The organism is Fusibacter sp. A1, assembly GCF_004125825.1.
In the GTDB taxonomy this organism is placed as follows: Bacteria; Bacillota; Clostridia; order Peptostreptococcales; family Acidaminobacteraceae; genus QQWI01.
Genome location: NZ_QQWI01000006.1, coordinates 250,140 through 265,709, shown reverse-complemented (window position 1 = coordinate 265,709; position 15,570 = coordinate 250,140). Strand labels below are relative to the sequence as shown.

The following is a 15,570-nucleotide window of genomic DNA, read 5'->3' as shown; positions in this document are numbered from 1 at the left end:
TTTTTTTTGATGAAATCATACATGGAAGTTTTAAGGGCGACAAAGCACAAGGTGCGCGGACATAGGCTGGCGCCGATGAAAGAGCAAATGAAAGTGTTTGAAACACTTGATGAAAACCTGATGCCTGACATGTACGGCACAGGGAGCGTGATCGAGTCCTTTCAGAATCAAATGGCCGAGGTCCTTGGCAAGGAAGCTTCCGTGTTTTTCCCTAGCGGAACGATGGCCCAGCAAATAGCGCTAAGAATCTGGTGCGATAGGGAGAAAAACAAGAAAGTGGCCTATCATCCCTTATGCCACTTAGAAATTCATGAGCAGGACGGTTTAAAAGAGCTTCACGGTATCAAGACTGTTCTCCTTGGTGACAAGGAGCGCCTGTTCACACTTGAAGACCTTGTACACTTAGGTCAAGTAGCGGTCGTGCTGTTTGAACTTCCACAAAGGGAGATAGGCGGACAACTGCCTTCGTGGACCGATCTGGTTGAAATGGTGATGTATTTGAAAAGTAGAGGCATCCATACGCATCTTGACGGTGCTAGGCTGTTCGAGTGTCTGCCTTACTATGAAAAGAGCGCTCAAGAGGTTTGTGAGCTTTTCGATTCTGTTTACATCTCCTTCTATAAGGGGCTTGCTGGAGTCACAGGAGCAATACTTGCCGGCGAGAAAGCATTTACTGAAAAGTCGAAAGTATGGAAGCGAAGGCATGGTGGAGACCTTTATCACCTGTATCCCTATGTGGTTACCGCTTCTCATGCCTATGAATTAAGAAAAGACAGAATGCAAGGCTATTATGAACAAGCCGTGGAATATGCGAGTAAGCTCAGCCAGGTAGAAGGTATAAAAATCCTACCAGAAGTGCCTGTGTGCAACATGTTTCATGTCCACTTTAATGAAAGGGCTGATGACGTGACGGGTCAGCTGATAAAGGTAATGGAGTCTTCTGATGTCGCGCTGTTCGGAGGCCTTCAAAATCGAGCGAACGGGCTGGCTAAAGCTGAGATTTACATTGGCGATGAATACGGCCTGATCGGTGATGAAAAGATCGACCGTGCGATAGCGGAGTTAAAGCAAATCGGTATCAGCGCAAATCAGAAAAGAGGTTAAGAATGATTGGTGAATTGACTAAAAAATTAGAGGCCTTTGATTTAAGCGGACAGGTGAAAATCGTTTCAAAAGGTCAAGTAATCCTTGATCAGATCAAGGGATACAGGGACTTTGAAAACAAGCTACCCATCGATGGGGATACTCTGTTCGGTATCGCATCCGGCACAAAAATGTTTACAGCGATCGCCATGCTAAAGCTGGTGGACGAAGGGAAAGTTACCTTAGACACCAAGGCCGCAAGCATCTTGAAGATCGACTCGGCGGAGTACAATCCGGATATCACGATCAAGCATCTGCTGACCCATACCTCAGGCATGCCTGACTATTATGATGAGGATCTGATTGAGGACTTTGACGCGTTTGAACTTGAGGTGCCGGTTCAGAAGTTGGTTTCACCCATGGACTATCTTCCCATGTTTTTTGACAAAAAGATGAACTTTGAACCTGGTGAAAAATATAAATATTCCAACGGCGGATTTGTCTATTTGGCGATGCTGATTGAGAAGCTTTCTGGAATGAGTTACAAGAAGTGCATAGAAGAGTTCATCCTAAAACCCCTTGGGCTCTCAAGAACAGGTGTACATGCCTTTAACGGACTGCCTCATAATACGGCATACGGTTATTATGAGCAAGATGGCGCATGGTTCACCAACATCTACAAGCTGCCTATCCAGGCGGGCGGTGACGGAGGCATCTATACGACAGGCGAGGAATTATATGCGATATGGAAAGGTCTTTATGATGGAATCTTGTTAAGTCCAGAACTTGTGAATCAAATGCTTGCAGGTCAGGTGCTGCTTAATGAGGAACTGAACTTATACTATGGACTCGGAGTATTCGTTAGAATCAGTGGCAACAAGAAAATCTCATTCATCGTCGGTGGCGATGCCGGAGTATCGTTCAGGTCGGCCTACAAGCACGATTCGAACGACTATCTTTACGCAGTGTCCAATAGAGGCGATGATATTTGGGACTTGTGTGACGAGCTTGTAGATGTTCAAACCTATTTTTTGAATCAGTAGTGCTAGAATAGATGTAAAGGTACAAACAATGACAACACAGGTCAAGAATTATTTTTCCTTTGGGCGTAAACTGTAGTTAGGAGGTGGGATAATGAGCTATGAAGACAAGATCAATGCGGTGGACCGGATGCAAGTCTATATCAAGGAGCATCTCAAAGAGGTCATCACACTTAATATGCTTGCTGACATAGCAGGGTATTCGCCCTGGTACGCCGCTCGCATATTTAAAGAACTTGTAGGCATTTCGGCGTTCGAGTATATCAGAAAGCTTAGGTTGAGCAGTGCGGCGCTTGTGCTACGAGATGATGAGGTGAAAGTCATCGACGTCGCATTTGATTACCTATTTGATTCGCACGAAGGATTTACCAGAGCCTTTTCAAAGAGCTTTGGAATGACGCCAAAGAAATACGCTCAGCAGACACCACCTATCCAGCTGTTCATGCCCTACTATATCAGACATCTTTATGTCATGAGAAAAAAAGGAGAGAGACCCATGAATGAAAAGAACACGCAAAATACTGTTTTTGTACAGGTCGTAGAAAAAGAGGCTAGAAAACTTATTTTAAAACGCGGGATAAAGGCGACACATTACTTCGAGTACTGCGAAGAGGTGGGATGCGATGTATGGGGAATCCTATCCAGTATCAAAGGCGCCTTAGGTGAACCGCTAGGGTTGTGGTTGCCTAGAAAACTGATCAGAGAAAACACTTCTGAGTATGTTCAGGGAGTAGAGGTATCACTAGATTTTGAAGGTGAGATACCAGAGGGATTCGAGCTAATCGAGCTTAGTCCTTGTAAAATGATGATCTTCCAGGGTCAGCCTTTTAAGGACGAGGACTTCAGCGAGGCGATCGCGGACCTTTGGAAAGTCATCGACAATTACGATCCAACCCTATATGGTTTTGAGTTCGCTAGTGATGACGCACCAAGGTTCCAGATGGAACCTCAAGGCTACAGAGGCTATATCGAAGGACGACCTGTAAAAAAACTATAGAAGTTAAGCGCTGTCAGGAGCGATTCACCTGACAGCTTTTTTTATTGTCTGAATGAATATTACAAAAATAAGCAGCTATTTAATCCTTTTCTAATCTTCATCACAGAATGTTCTAAGTGTTTGACTGTATTATTAAGCCAATACAGTTAAACGGGAGGTGAAACATGGAATTCAAGCTACATATACCGATTTTTATTCAGATCATGGATGCAATTAAAATGGACATCATCCACGGGCGTAGAAAGTCTGGCGACCTGTTGCCTTCTGTCAGGGATTTGGCGGCTCAGATGAAAGTGAATCCCAACACCGTTCAAAAGGCGTATCAGGAAATGGAAAGTGAAGGCTTATGCGAAAGCAAGCGTGGGCTTGGCAGATTCATCGTCGAAAAACCGACCTTACAGGAAGAACTGAAAAAACAGCTTGTGGATAGGGTGACAGACGAGTATATAAAAGAAATGTACCAGATAGGCATACACGGAGAAGCATTAATCAACCTGATAAGAGAAAAATCATAGGAGGTCAATATGATCGCATTACAAGTACAGGACTTATCGAAAAAATTCATACTGAAGCAAGCGCTTGACAGTCTGAGTGTCAGTTTTGAAAAGGGAAAAATCATCGGACTGCTTGGACCCAACGGCAGTGGAAAATCAACGTTTATGAGGATCGCTGCAGGTCTTTTACAGCCTAGCGGCGGAAAAGTCATCTATCATATCGACGGTGAGAAAACACATAAAAAAGATAGGATTGCCTTTATGCCGACAGAATCGCATTTGTATGAATGGATGTCGATTCAAGAAAGTATCAATTTTTACCATAAGTTCTATCATGCCTTCGATAAGGAAAAAGCTCAAAAGTTGATTGTTGAACTGGAACTTGAAGCGAAGCAAAAGATAAAATCACTGTCGACGGGACAACGAGGAAGACTCAAGGCGGCACTGACACTGTGCAGGACTTCGGATGTCTATCTCATCGATGAACCGCTCAACGGGCTCGATCCGATTTCAAGGGATATGATTCTTGACCTACTCGCATCTCAAGTGGATGAGGACAAATGCATCATCATCTCCAGCCATCTTGTCCATGAATTCGAAAGGATTTGTGATGAAATCGTCTTTATCAAAAATGGCAGGCTTGAAATGAAAGGGGACACAGAATTCCTTAGAATCGAGAACAAGATGTCGATCCATGAACTATATAAGGAGGTTTACAAGTATGCTTAAATTATTGGTTTTTGAATTACAGAAAAAGTGGAAGGTGCTTCTTGGAGCCTTTGGACTTTATGAACTGGCAAACCTGATACTTGCCGTCTACTTAACTAGTTCAGGACGGATCAAAACGTCGGACGAATACATAGCATTCATCTTTCTGCTAGCAACCTGCTTCTGGTTTGCAGCGATTGTCGACTGCATCAACAATTTAAGGTTGGAAGCCAAAAGATCGACACGCGACTTGTACTTCAGTTTGCCTTATTCGGGTTTTACGAAGATAGGCTCAAAACTGATCCTATCGACGGTTGTGATGACGCTTGCAAGTGGAATTGCCGCTGTGACCACACTATTTACGACAGAAAAGCTGCTTAATGAGCCGGTTTTCACAGAGGCGCTCAAGTTTATGCAAATGAATCTTGGCAATACCTCTTATATCCTTATCGCATCGATTTTTCAAATCATCTTCTTTATCGCCATGGTCTACCTATCGTTCGCAATCTATAGGGCATTCTTCTCGCAGCTTAAGTTCGGCGGATTCATCACCTTCATGATCTATCTTGCGATCAACTACCTCTACTTTAAGTTGGTAGGAGGTCTTGAAGTCACAGGTAACGATACGACGTTTATGACGATGAGCTTATGGAAAACAGAATGGCTTGAGTTGGCGGTAGTGGGTCTTTCGATTATGGCCAGCTACGGAATTACGGGTTATCTGTTTGAGAAAAAGGCGAATTTTGACTGATTCCAAAAAGAAGCTGCCGCTCTTAAAAAAAGAGCGGTAGCTTCTTATTTTTTTGCGACTACCAGTAAAGGCAGCTCGTCTTTATGATAGGGCTTTGCGTCATAGCCGCTAAACCATTCCAGCTGGCTGAATCCGATGTCTTTAAGCAGTGATTCAAGATCAGCTTTTGTCAGTGGATTAAGCTGAGTTTTTGCAGTGTATACCTCAGCGTCCGATTTGACATGAAGTGTTGTGATAAAATCAATGCGGTCATTTTCGTATTCATACCGTCTTTGGAAGGTGACGTGTTCATTGTCGATAAGTGGCAAACTGTCCGGCTTGTCGCTTAAAATTTTCTCGTAGTTTAGAATCTGCAGGATCAAGGTGCCATCGTGCTTGAGTACCTGCTTGAATCCTTCGAGTGTGCGTTTGATATCCGCCTTGTCAAGCAGGTGGACCAGTGTGTTGCCGATACAGTAGACGCCGTCAAAGTGCTCTTTTGGGTAGTCTATAGCGGTATCGAGCATATTTGCAAGCCGAACCGGAAACAGGGTTCCGTTTTCACTGACGGCGTCAGCGACTTTGACCATATCCTCGCTAAGGTCAGCCGCTTCGACGGTATGCCCAAGTTCTACAAGGCCTAGTGCGACCCTAGCATCCGAACAGCCCATATCGAGTAGGTGCGAAGCGGGTTTAAAATGAGTAGTTAAGAAATTCAACTTTCCCTTTGCAGGAAAGACATGGTGATAGACTTTTGAAAGTTCTTTGTAAAACATAGAGGCCTCCTTTTTTATTTATCATACCCCATTTGCCCTAAAAAGTGTGTAACCTGTGGTACCATTTACGCAGATTCCTTTTTTTGATACACTGAGTCAAAAGGTGTCAGCTATCAAATACGCCTAGTAGATAGAGTCATGACAACAACATAAATGAAACTGAAGAGAATGAGGTGGCCTTATGAAGGGTATATGTCCGATATGTGGTAAAGAAAACGGCTGCGCTTTTATGACTGGTGAAGATCCTAAATCGTGCTGGTGCATGACGATCAAAGTGCCAAAAGGATTGCTGGAGCAAATTCCACCAGAAAAAAGAGGTGAATCATGTGTTTGTAGGTCCTGTGTCACGGCTTACAAAAAAGAACATGAGAAGATAGAAGGAGGAAAAGTATGAAAATCGGTCTATTGGTAATCGATCTACAAAAAGCCTGGTATGATGAGCATTCAAAAGCTTCGATGGATATGGCGTGTAATTACATCAATGGAATCATTCCATTGTTTAAAAGTAAGAATCTGCCGGTAATCTATATCAAGCACATTGCTGAAGGAAGAGGTGTATTACCTGGAAGCAACGGATTTGAAATGTTGGATCAGTTGATTCCCGATGAGGAAGACCCAATAATCCATAAGACCTATGGAAACGCGTTCAACAAAACTAATTTGAAAGAGCTGGTCGATGAAAGCGGAGTTGACACCTGGGTCTTAGCAGGATATCGAGCGGAGAATTGTATCTTGTCGACCTATCGGGGAGCACTTGATTTGGATTTGACTCCAGTTCTTTTGAAAAATGCGGTGGCAGGACCTATTAAGGAGAATGTCGAATTTGTAGAATCAATCAGTGAAAGCATCACGTATGGAATTCTGACTAAGCTACTTGAATAACTTACGCTAGCTTAGCTGAGCACAAAATGGTAAGAATTAAATCTTTAAAAGGTGTATGCTGATTATAGGAGGTTTGAAATGTACTATATTGGCGCGCTGGATAATATCTTTTCATATATTGAAGAAAACTTAAATCAACCTTTTACACTCGAAGATCTGACATCGGTGAGTGGATTTAGCAGATGCCACTTTTCAAGGTTGTTCCATTCCTTTACAGGGCATACGCTCGTAGATTATGTAAGGGGACGAAGACTTAGTGAGGCAGCGGTCAGGCTCAAAGATTCAAATGAAAGGATTATTGATATTGCACTTGAGTATCAGTTTTCTTCTCAAGAATCGTTCACAAGGTCCTTTAGCAACTATTTTGGCGTATCACCTGCAAAGTTCAGAAAAGGTGATTATAGCAAGTATCTTCTCTCTCCTATTGACGCAAGACAATTAGTTGTTGTTCAGGGAGGTATTGAAGTGAAACCGATAGTTAAAGAAATCGGCCCGCTAAAAGTAGCAGGTCTATTGTATGAGGGAACCAATCAGAATTATGAAATACCGGAACTATGGGGTGTGTTCAATCAGAGAGTCACAGAAATCCAGAATCAGACCAAGGTCGGGCAGTATTATGGAATGTGCGAGCCGCTCATTGAAAATCTGGAAGACATTGATCTGGATGCCGTAAATGATATCAGGTATCTGGCATGTGTGGAAGTAAGTGACGGTGAACATCTACCAAAGGGAATGACTTACTGGGAGATACCGCATACGAAATACGCCGTGTTCACACATATCGGCGATCCCGCACTGATGGGCGAAACCTATAAGTCCATTTACTCAAAGTGGTTGCCCGAAAGCGGATACGAAGTTGTCCATGCCCATGATTTCGAGCTTTACGGCAAGGAGTTCAAACCGGGTGAGGCAACTTCGAAAATGTATATCTATGTGCCAATAAAATAAAATTCGATAAAAAGAAACGAGCCGATCATGTGATCGGCTCGCTTGTTGTTTACTCGACTTCTAAATAAGTGGTCACCATGTTCATCCAACAGGTGATGACCACATCACCGCTTTTATTTGGGGTGAAGATCATTTCTTCAGTACCGACCGCAAGTCCTTTTACCACTTCGTATTCAGGAATGGTGATCGTATCGATGCAAGGTGACAGGCTGACGACGTCCATGACGATCCTTACGGGAATATCCTTTTTCACCTTGACATTCTCAAGGTCATAGAACCTTTTAACGGTCATATTGACAATCTGATAGCCGTCTTCAATTGGAGCGAAATCAAGTGTATCCTCGCTGGAGAGTTCAAAGCTACTGACCGTATAAGAAGGCGCCGTTGCTTTAAGCCTGCTTAAGGGAAGGTTTAGGCCGAAACCGACAAGACCCTGGTTGATGATGAGCATAGCCATAAAAATGACGACCAGTCCGCTTGTTTTCAGTACGTATCGGTTGTACTTCTTAGGAATGAATGCGCCGATATTGCCGAGCAGCATCATAAGCGTCAAGGTGCCAAGACCGAACGCCATCATATAGGTGAATCCTTTGATAAAGCTCATTGTAGAGAGAACGAATAGCTGCATGGTCTGCAGGGGGCCGCAAGGCATGAATCCATTTAGAATGCCTACAAAGAAGGAGCTCGATGACTCATTCTTAGTTTTCAGACGGAAAAATACCGGTAAGTTGATCCGCCATCTGATGATGCCGCTATTGTGCAGTCCGATTAGAAGCATGACAGCGCCTATTAACAGGAACAGAAGTCCTCTGGTCTTAAAGGTGATGGTGACCGCCTGACCGATCAGTCCTAGGAATCCTCCGATCACCGAATAGGTGAGTATGCGACCAAAATTATACTGGATGCTTGCAATAAAATTACGGACCTTATCCTCTGACTTCGCTCTCGATAGGGCGATGCCTCCGCACATTCCCACACAGTGGAAAGAGGTCAGCAGGCCAAAAATAAAGGCACCGATCATGCCTAAGGATCCACTAAAGGAGGAGCTTCCGTATTGACCGTAAAATTGATTGCTGACATAAAGCAGTCCTAGTAAAACGGCGACTAGTAGAATGGTGCCAAGAATGGATTTTGAACCGGCGATGGCATAACCATCTTTTTCGAGTAAAGCTGAAAGCTTGGTTTTATCATAGACATCCGCTTCGAAGGTAAGGGTATGACGATCAAGGTTTACCCTTACGGCAGTAACTGAATCCATGCTACCGACAATCTTTTCAACTCTTTTCTTACATGAAGCACAGGTCATGCCGTCAATCTTTAATGTATATTTCATGCGACCTCCATATCGATTTATGCATTTTAAATCATTGTAACATTTGTTGGGGAGAATCATCGAAGAGAAAAACGTTAAACACTCGGACAATTTGTCCAGTTGAGTTGGTGACCGGCTGAACTCATATTTTCTTAGAGAACAAACAACTATAATCAAGCGTGGATTGTGTCAAAGGAATTACATATGATAAAATCATAAATGGAGGTATTTTATGGTAAAAGAACTGACTTGGGAATTATGGTGTGAGGTCTTTAACGATCCGGAATTCTTTAGACCCATCATCTTTCAGATATATGAAAAAGAAGGAATGGAAAAGCCTGCTGCGATCCTAGGATTGACACCAGGAACCAACGGCGTGTTCAAAGTGGATGGGCACGTCATTAAAATTTTTGTTCCGACACAAGTGAAAAAATGGTCGGAGGATGATTTTGAAATCGAGACCTTTCATATCGATCGGGCGGTCAAGCTGGGGATCAACACACCTAAAATCATTGCCAGTGGATTTGTTGTCGATCGGTATAAATGGGAATACCTGCTTCTTGAATACCTAGATGCGGCAGAAGCAGGCCATGCGGTGAAAAAGATGCCAGAAGATCAAAAAAGGGCATTCGCGTTTGAGATCAGAAGTCTTGTAGATAAGATGAATGATTGTGATAAACCCATGATCGCCCAGGAGAGACTGGTCGACAGGGTGATACTTGGTCAAAGATGGAAGGCTTATCCGCATAAAATACAGGAGGCATTGGCCGATTACCTGAGCGGTATCGACCTTAAAGCATGCTGTTATGTGCATGGTGATTTAACAGCAGAAAACGTGATGATCGACAAGGTAGGTCATGTCCATATCATCGATTTTGCAGACACGACGATCGCCCCCAGCTATTACGAGCATGCACCCATATGCTTTGATCTGTTCGGCTGCGATAAGACCTTGATACGCTACTATTTCGAAGGCCTTGATGATAAGCAGATAATAGAAGAGCTATACAAGGGGCTATTGATTCATGATTTTGGAGGGGAGATCCTGAAGATTCTCATGGGAAAATGCAAAAACAGGACGATCCAGGACCTAAGCGGACTGGACCAAATTAAGGAAATCATATCAGAAGCCACCGGACTATAGTTCATTCGGTGACAGGCACGATTTGACGTGGTTCATTTGGTGACTGGCACGATTTGGGGTTGTTTTTTGAATTGTCTGACAATTGGTTTGCATAATGACCTCCCAAAAGGCATAATGGAAGTAGGTTAGGGAGGTTTATTTATGTCACATGTAACCGCAAGAGGATCTTACGAGAAGCTGGTGGATAGGATAAATAAAATGCCGCAGGGGGCTCCACCATCACAGACACTTTATTCGATTTTAAAAATGTTATTCAGCGAGAAAGAGGCGGAGCTTGTCGCTCAGCTACCTATAAGACCCGTAACTGTAAAGGGTGCCGCAAAGCGGTGGTCGATGCCTGAGGAAGAGGCTCAAAAGGTCCTGACGGGGCTTGCAAGCCGGGCTGTCCTTATCGATATCGAAACGGATATGGGCATGCGTTATGTGCTGCCTCCGCCGATGGCGGGATTCTTCGAGTTTTCGATGATGAGGCTTAGGGGCGATGTGGACCAAAAGGTCTTGGGACAGCTCTATTATCAGTATTTGAACCAGGAAGAGGATTTTGTGAAGCAATTGTTCACAGGAACAGAGACCAACATGATACGGGCTTATGTGAACGAAAGCGTTCTGAGCTCTGAGCAGATGGTCGAGATTTTGGACTTTGAAAAGGCGAGCTACTACATAGAGACTCAAGAACATATGGGAATCAGCATGTGCTACTGCAGACATAAGATGTCGCACACAGAACAGGGGGCCTGCGACGCACCCATGGATATCTGCATGACCTTCGGTGCGGTCGGCGATTCGCTGATCAGAAACGGATATGCCCGCAGAGTGGACAAGGTGGAAGGCATGGAGCTGCTTCATCAGGCTTATGAGAACAACCTTGTGCAGTGTGGTGAAAATGTGAAGAAGGGCATCGGCTATATCTGCAACTGCTGCGGTTGCTGCTGCGAGGCGCTTCTTGCTGTGAAGCGGTTTGGAAACCTCCATCCTGTTGAAACCACCAACTTTATCGCACATATCAACGACAAATGCGTCAACTGCGGTAAATGCGTGAGCAGGTGTCCTGTCGACGCGATTGAGAAGCAGGGTGATAAGACGGTGGTACTTGAAGATGTGTGCCTGGGTTGTGGCATCTGTGTGAGAAGCTGCAACATAGACGCCCTCGATCTGAACCAGCGCGAAAAAAGAATCATCACGCCGGATAGCTCGGTGCACCGAACGGTGCTGATGGCCATTGAAAAAGGTCAGCTTCAAAATCTTGTTTTTGACAACGACGCCCTTTACAGCCACCGCGCGATGGCGGCGATCTTGTCATCCATTCTTAAACTGTCACCTGTAAAGAAAGCCATGGCAAGCGAGCAGTTCAGATCGGTCTATCTGCAAAAGTTGATCAAGGCGTTCAAGTAAGAAGTTGCGTTACCGCGAAAGTGGTAGCGCTTTACTTTTATTAATGTCGGTTTAATGGTACGATGGAAAAAAACAAAAGGAGTGACATAATGACATATAAGAAAATTGTAAACCTTGATCAAACGGGCCTTGAACCCTGGGCATATGAGGAGTTGAAGAAGTACTGTGAGGAACTGGTGATGAACGATTCGGATCCTGTGGATGAACAGGAGGCGATTGTTAGGGCGAGTGGGGCTGATGTGCTCTTGGTCTCATGGAGAACCCCTGTCACAAGGGCCGTGATCGACGCGTGCCCTGAGATCAAGTATATCGGGATGTGCTGCAGTCTGTATGACGAAAAAAGCGCGAATGTCGACATCGCATACGCAAGAAGCAAGGGAATCAAAGTGCTGGGTGTCAGGGATTACGGTGACGAAGGTCTTGTAGAGTTCATCATCAGCGAACTCATCAGGCTCTTGCACGGTTTTGGAGCCTATCAGTTTTCAGAAAAGCAAGAGGAGCTCACAGGCAAGACACTCGGTATCATCGGTCTTGGCACTACAGGATACATGCTCGCAGAGCGTGCAAGGGCCTTTGGAATGAAGGTGGTCTATTATAGCCGAACTCGGAAAGAACATCTGGAATCGGACTGGCTGAGCTTTAGACCCCTTCATGAAATGCTAAGTGAGGCACAGATGGTGTCGACCCACCTGCCAAAGTTCACAGAAGTGATGGACAATGAGGCCTTTGAAGCTTTTGGAAACGGCAAGATTCTGATCAATACGTCGTTGGAACCCACGTTTGAACTTGATGCGTTTGAACAGTGGATCGCTAGACCTTCGAACTTTCTGATTACAGATAGGGGAGGCTTAGGGTCTAAGGCGGATATCTTAAGTAGTATGGACCGGGTGATCACCACTCAAAAGGTATCGGGATTCACGAGACAGGCTGAGGGCAGGCTTTCTCAAAAGGTGCTTGATAATTTAAAATCGACAAGATAAGAAAAGCTTGCGTAAAGGGACCGTGTCTCTTTGCGCAAGCTTTTAACAATAGAATCAGTTTTTAATCTTGTTGCTGTAATACATCAGATAGGAGGACGCGAATACGATGACATATCCAACAAGGCTCCAGCCGTCTGGGAAGGTGCCAAAGAAGATCATACCGAACATGGCAGAGAAAATGACGCCGTAGTAATTGTAGATGGATACTTCTCTGGCGGGTGCGTACTTATAGGCGAAGGTGACACCGAACTGGCCGACAGCCGCGCAAACGCCCGCCGCAACAGCATATATCCACTGAGACAGAGTCATGGGGACAAAGGTGAATGCGACATAGGGCAGCAAGACCACCGTTGTAAAAAGCGAGAAGAAGAAGACGATCAGTACCGGCTTTTCTTTTCCGCCAAGAGCTCTTAGGGCTGTGTAAGCTCCGGCTGCAGAAGCCGCTCCAAGCAGTGCCAACGCATAGGGTATCACTTCGATTGCGAACTGAGGCTTGATGATAAGCACCACGCCGCTGAAGGCGATGATCGCCGCAAGTCCTTGGGTGTGGTTCATACGCTCTTTTAGAAAAATCCAGCTGAAGAACATGACAAAGATCGTGCTGAGCCTGAAAATCACATTGGCATCGGATAGTATCAGATGGTCGATGGCATAGTAGTTGAGTATGATGCCTACAGTACCTGTGACAGAGCGGATACCAAGCAGTTTAATATGCCTGATTTCGGATAAGTTGACCTTTTGCTGTTTCATCATATAGTAAGAGATGACCATGATGGTGACGGTTCTGAAGACCGATTTTTGAATCACGGGGATATCCCCTGTCATCTTTACAAACACACCCATCAGCGAAAACGCAAACGCGGAAACCAGCATCGTAACAATCGCCCTTTTTTTATGATCCATCACACACCATCCCTCTTCTATCCTCTATCATCCGTAACCAATCACCAATCACCAATCATCCCATTATAACCAATTGAGACTAGGTTTCAAGTGTGGTATGATAAGTTAGCAAATTGTAAGAACTGATAAAGGTGGGGTCAACCATGGTTAAATGTAAAATATGCGGGTCGGATACGAAAACAATCTATGACGGCCAATTTGATATAGCTTATTACAACTGCGTGAACTGCGAGTTCATTCAGATGGACGACAGTAAGACCGTCGATTTCAAAAGGGAGCGTGAGGTCTATGACCTGCACAACAACACCATTGAGGACGAGGGCTATGTGAACATGTTCAAAGACTTTGTCGACAAGGCGGTGCTGCCATTTTCCTCAAGCGGTGAACTGCTTGATTTTGGAAGCGGACCGGAACCGGTATTGTCACAAGTGATCAAAAGGGACACAGACTTCAATGTCGACCATTACGATCTTCATTTTCAACCGGTAAAAGTCTATGAGGAAAAGACATACGATGTGATTGTCTCGACAGAGGTGATCGAACATCTTTCTGACCCACTTAGCTATTTCAAACTGTTTAAGAAGCATTTGAAGCCAGGAGGAATACTGGCTGTCATGACGCTCTTCCACTATAACGACGAGGAAGCCTTTAAAAAATGGTGGTATAGAAGGGATGAGACACATATCTCGTTTTTCAATAAGACGACGCTCTCAGAAATCGCAGTCCAACTGGACTTAAGCATCCTCTACTGCGATGAAAAAAGAATTTGCACTTTCAGAAGAAATTAAAAACAGCCCAAGAAGAAACTATTTCTTCTTGGGCTGTTCTATTAGTTTGTAGTGACTCATAGGGTAGATGCAGCTACTAGCGACGTGACCTGTGGCCTTTTTTAGGGACGTGTTTCTTTTCGACACGCACATGGTGCATCTTATCCTTCATGTCGCTGACATTATCAAAATGCTCGGACTTATGCTCTGTGACTGGTAACTTTTTACCGATGGCGTTTTCGATGGCAACTAAAAGCGGTTTGTCCTTTGGTGAGATGAACGTGATTGCCGCTCCATCGTCTCCCATTCTACCGGTTCTTCCGATTCGGTGGATGTAGCTGTCCGGTGTTTCTGGAATGTCATAGTTGTAGATATGTGTGATGCCGGTCACATCGATACCCCTTGCAGCGACATCCGTGGTGACCAGGAACTGAAACTTTGCATCTCTGAAGCTCTTCATGACATGCTGTCTCGCTGACTGCGACATGTCGCCGTGAAGCTTGTTGACAGACATCTTTAGCCTAGTCATGTCGCCCTCTAGCTTATCGGCTCTTCTTTTGGTCCTACAAAAGATGATTCCAAGAAAAGGATTGGTCGCTTCAAGTTCTTTGATCAGCGCCTCCTGCTTGGAACGGTCCGTCGCAAGAATGACCTTTTGCCTGATCACATCCAGGGTCACGTTTTCTGACTGCGCCTGAATTTCGACAGGGTTGTTCATAAACTTATAGGCAAGCTTTTTCACATGTTTGTCGAGTGTCGCTGAAAAACACATGCTCTGCTTATTTCTATTTGTACGTTTTAGGATAAGCTCGACCTCTTGCTTGAATCCGATCAAAAGCATCTGGTCGGCCTCGTCGAGCACGAGTGCCTTAAGATGGTCAAGAACAATCGTCTCGCGGTGCAGATGGTCAAGGAGACGGCCGGGTGTCGCGATGATGAGATGGATACCCTTATCCAGTTTCTTCAGCTGCTTTTTAAGGTCTTGTCCGCCGTAGACGCATAGGATACCTATTTCTGAATCGCCTGCGAGCTTGTTGGCTTCTTCAGTAATCTGGAGCGCCAGCTCTCTTGTCGGCGTGACGATGAGTCCCTGTACTTCCCTTGAGTCCAGATTGATCGTCTGAAAGATCGGAAGCAAGAAGGCGAGTGTCTTTCCTGTTCCTGTCTGGGCCTGTGCGATGACATCGGTACCGTCCAAAATGGTAGGTATGGTCATCGATTGGATAGGTGACGGTGTTTTTATCCCTTGATGGGCCAACAAATCGACGAGCGAGTCGTTGATCCCGAGTGCTTTAAATGTATTCATCATTCTTCCTCTAACTTTCTAGTATAAGCTGATACAGTCTATCATAGTTTAATCTTTTTACAAAGGACTTTCTGAGTATGTTAGAATAGGTACAAACGGAGGAATAAT

At 44.7% G+C, this 15,570-nt stretch carries 17 protein-coding genes; 13 read left to right on the top strand and 4 right to left on the bottom strand.

Features of this window, described 5'->3' with window-relative positions; all coding sequences use genetic code 11:
• Positions 1–9 precede the first annotated feature (9 nt).
• The 6 genes from DWB64_RS10565 to DWB64_RS10540 all read left to right on the top strand — a co-directional run bounded on the left by DWB64_RS10565 (position 10) and on the right by DWB64_RS10540 (position 5,073).
• Positions 10–1,104, top strand: a complete 1,095-nt coding sequence (locus DWB64_RS10565) for a low specificity L-threonine aldolase (protein ID WP_129488200.1) — start codon at positions 10–12, stop codon at positions 1,102–1,104.
• A gap of 2 nt (positions 1,105–1,106) precedes the next feature.
• Entirely contained in the window at positions 1,107–2,126 is a 1,020-nt protein-coding gene (locus tag DWB64_RS10560) for a serine hydrolase (RefSeq protein WP_129488199.1), read from the top strand.
• A gap of 91 nt (positions 2,127–2,217) precedes the next feature.
• The gene (locus tag DWB64_RS10555) at positions 2,218–3,120 is read left to right on the top strand and encodes a helix-turn-helix transcriptional regulator (protein ID WP_129488198.1); all 903 of its coding nucleotides are present in this window, start codon (positions 2,218–2,220) and stop codon (positions 3,118–3,120) included.
• 164 nt (positions 3,121–3,284) lie between these two features.
• Positions 3,285–3,635 carry a GntR family transcriptional regulator gene (locus DWB64_RS10550; protein ID WP_129488197.1) on the top strand — a complete coding sequence of 117 codons (351 nt, stop codon included), beginning with the start codon at positions 3,285–3,287 and terminating at the stop codon, positions 3,633–3,635.
• Between the two features lie 9 nt (positions 3,636–3,644).
• Entirely contained in the window at positions 3,645–4,343 is a 699-nt protein-coding gene (locus DWB64_RS10545) for an ABC transporter ATP-binding protein (RefSeq protein WP_129488196.1), read from the top strand.
• Positions 4,336–5,073 carry a hypothetical protein gene (locus DWB64_RS10540; protein ID WP_129488195.1) on the top strand — a complete coding sequence of 246 codons (738 nt, stop codon included), beginning with the start codon at positions 4,336–4,338 and terminating at the stop codon, positions 5,071–5,073. Before DWB64_RS10545 ends, DWB64_RS10540 begins: the two co-directional genes overlap by 8 nt.
• A gap of 44 nt (positions 5,074–5,117) precedes the next feature.
• On the opposite strand, the gene DWB64_RS10535 is transcribed toward DWB64_RS10540, so the two are convergent.
• Positions 5,118–5,828, bottom strand: coding sequence for a bifunctional 2-polyprenyl-6-hydroxyphenol methylase/3-demethylubiquinol 3-O-methyltransferase UbiG (locus DWB64_RS10535; protein WP_129488194.1), 711 nt, complete (start codon positions 5,826–5,828; stop codon positions 5,118–5,120).
• A gap of 181 nt (positions 5,829–6,009) precedes the next feature.
• On the opposite strand from DWB64_RS10535, the gene DWB64_RS10530 reads away from it, so the two are divergent.
• The 3 genes from DWB64_RS10530 (at position 6,010) to DWB64_RS10520 (ending at position 7,658) form a co-directional block, all read left to right on the top strand.
• Positions 6,010–6,222 carry a cysteine-rich CWC family protein gene (locus tag DWB64_RS10530; RefSeq protein ID WP_129488193.1) on the top strand — a complete coding sequence of 71 codons (213 nt, stop codon included), beginning with the start codon at positions 6,010–6,012 and terminating at the stop codon, positions 6,220–6,222.
• A complete protein-coding gene (locus tag DWB64_RS10525) occupies positions 6,219–6,710 on the top strand; it encodes a cysteine hydrolase family protein (protein ID WP_129488192.1) in 492 nt (163 codons plus the stop codon). The genes DWB64_RS10530 and DWB64_RS10525 overlap by 4 nt, the downstream gene beginning before the upstream one ends.
• Positions 6,711–6,788: 78 nt before the next feature.
• Positions 6,789–7,658: an AraC family transcriptional regulator gene (locus tag DWB64_RS10520; protein WP_129488191.1), complete on the top strand. Its 870-nt coding sequence runs from the start codon at positions 6,789–6,791 to the stop codon at positions 7,656–7,658.
• A 49-nt stretch (positions 7,659–7,707) separates the two neighbouring features.
• Here the strand turns inward: DWB64_RS10520 and DWB64_RS10515 are convergent, their stop codons facing one another.
• Positions 7,708–8,991 (bottom strand): sulfite exporter TauE/SafE family protein, encoded by a 1,284-nt coding sequence (locus DWB64_RS10515; RefSeq protein ID WP_164980354.1) that lies wholly within the window; start codon positions 8,989–8,991, stop codon positions 7,708–7,710.
• A 211-nt stretch (positions 8,992–9,202) separates the two neighbouring features.
• Between DWB64_RS10515 and DWB64_RS10510 the strand changes: the two genes are divergently transcribed.
• The 3 genes from DWB64_RS10510 to DWB64_RS10500 all read left to right on the top strand — a co-directional run bounded on the left by DWB64_RS10510 (position 9,203) and on the right by DWB64_RS10500 (position 12,486).
• Positions 9,203–10,114 carry a phosphotransferase family protein gene (locus DWB64_RS10510; RefSeq protein ID WP_129488189.1) on the top strand — a complete coding sequence of 304 codons (912 nt, stop codon included), beginning with the start codon at positions 9,203–9,205 and terminating at the stop codon, positions 10,112–10,114.
• A gap of 141 nt (positions 10,115–10,255) precedes the next feature.
• Positions 10,256–11,506 (top strand): 4Fe-4S dicluster-binding protein, encoded by a 1,251-nt coding sequence (locus DWB64_RS10505; RefSeq protein ID WP_129488188.1) that lies wholly within the window; start codon positions 10,256–10,258, stop codon positions 11,504–11,506.
• Between the two features lie 89 nt (positions 11,507–11,595).
• Positions 11,596–12,486 (top strand): NAD(P)-dependent oxidoreductase, encoded by an 891-nt coding sequence (locus DWB64_RS10500; protein ID WP_129488187.1) that lies wholly within the window; start codon positions 11,596–11,598, stop codon positions 12,484–12,486.
• A 54-nt stretch (positions 12,487–12,540) separates the two neighbouring features.
• On the opposite strand, the gene DWB64_RS10495 is transcribed toward DWB64_RS10500, so the two are convergent.
• Positions 12,541–13,389 carry a DMT family transporter gene (locus DWB64_RS10495; RefSeq protein WP_129488186.1) on the bottom strand — a complete coding sequence of 283 codons (849 nt, stop codon included), beginning with the start codon at positions 13,387–13,389 and terminating at the stop codon, positions 12,541–12,543.
• Between the two features lie 143 nt (positions 13,390–13,532).
• On the opposite strand from DWB64_RS10495, the gene DWB64_RS10490 reads away from it, so the two are divergent.
• Positions 13,533–14,177: a class I SAM-dependent methyltransferase gene (locus tag DWB64_RS10490; protein WP_129488185.1), complete on the top strand. Its 645-nt coding sequence runs from the start codon at positions 13,533–13,535 to the stop codon at positions 14,175–14,177.
• A gap of 76 nt (positions 14,178–14,253) precedes the next feature.
• On the opposite strand, the gene DWB64_RS10485 is transcribed toward DWB64_RS10490, so the two are convergent.
• The gene (locus DWB64_RS10485; RefSeq protein WP_129488184.1) at positions 14,254–15,462 is read right to left on the bottom strand and encodes a DEAD/DEAH box helicase; all 1,209 of its coding nucleotides are present in this window, start codon (positions 15,460–15,462) and stop codon (positions 14,254–14,256) included.
• Positions 15,463–15,570 lie beyond the last annotated feature (108 nt).

Excerpts from the sequence above, each read along its gene's own strand:
- DWB64_RS10565 (WP_129488200.1), top strand. The coding sequence starts at position 10 with ATGAAATCATACATGGAAGTTTTAAGGGCGACAAAGCACAAGGTGCGC.
- DWB64_RS10560 (WP_129488199.1), top strand. The coding sequence starts at position 1,107 with ATGATTGGTGAATTGACTAAAAAATTAGAGGCCTTTGATTTAAGCGGA.
- DWB64_RS10555 (WP_129488198.1), top strand. The coding sequence starts at position 2,218 with ATGAGCTATGAAGACAAGATCAATGCGGTGGACCGGATGCAAGTCTAT.
- DWB64_RS10550 (WP_129488197.1), top strand. The coding sequence starts at position 3,285 with ATGGAATTCAAGCTACATATACCGATTTTTATTCAGATCATGGATGCA.
- DWB64_RS10545 (WP_129488196.1), top strand. The coding sequence starts at position 3,645 with ATGATCGCATTACAAGTACAGGACTTATCGAAAAAATTCATACTGAAG.
- DWB64_RS10540 (WP_129488195.1), top strand. The coding sequence starts at position 4,336 with ATGCTTAAATTATTGGTTTTTGAATTACAGAAAAAGTGGAAGGTGCTT.
- DWB64_RS10535 (WP_129488194.1), bottom strand. The coding sequence starts at position 5,828 with ATGTTTTACAAAGAACTTTCAAAAGTCTATCACCATGTCTTTCCTGCA.
- DWB64_RS10530 (WP_129488193.1), top strand. The coding sequence starts at position 6,010 with ATGAAGGGTATATGTCCGATATGTGGTAAAGAAAACGGCTGCGCTTTT.
- DWB64_RS10525 (WP_129488192.1), top strand. The coding sequence starts at position 6,219 with ATGAAAATCGGTCTATTGGTAATCGATCTACAAAAAGCCTGGTATGAT.
- DWB64_RS10520 (WP_129488191.1), top strand. The coding sequence starts at position 6,789 with ATGTACTATATTGGCGCGCTGGATAATATCTTTTCATATATTGAAGAA.
- DWB64_RS10515 (WP_164980354.1), bottom strand. The coding sequence starts at position 8,991 with ATGAAATATACATTAAAGATTGACGGCATGACCTGTGCTTCATGTAAG.
- DWB64_RS10510 (WP_129488189.1), top strand. The coding sequence starts at position 9,203 with ATGGTAAAAGAACTGACTTGGGAATTATGGTGTGAGGTCTTTAACGAT.
- DWB64_RS10505 (WP_129488188.1), top strand. The coding sequence starts at position 10,256 with ATGTCACATGTAACCGCAAGAGGATCTTACGAGAAGCTGGTGGATAGG.
- DWB64_RS10500 (WP_129488187.1), top strand. The coding sequence starts at position 11,596 with ATGACATATAAGAAAATTGTAAACCTTGATCAAACGGGCCTTGAACCC.
- DWB64_RS10495 (WP_129488186.1), bottom strand. The coding sequence starts at position 13,389 with ATGGATCATAAAAAAAGGGCGATTGTTACGATGCTGGTTTCCGCGTTT.
- DWB64_RS10490 (WP_129488185.1), top strand. The coding sequence starts at position 13,533 with ATGGTTAAATGTAAAATATGCGGGTCGGATACGAAAACAATCTATGAC.
- DWB64_RS10485 (WP_129488184.1), bottom strand. The coding sequence starts at position 15,462 with ATGAATACATTTAAAGCACTCGGGATCAACGACTCGCTCGTCGATTTG.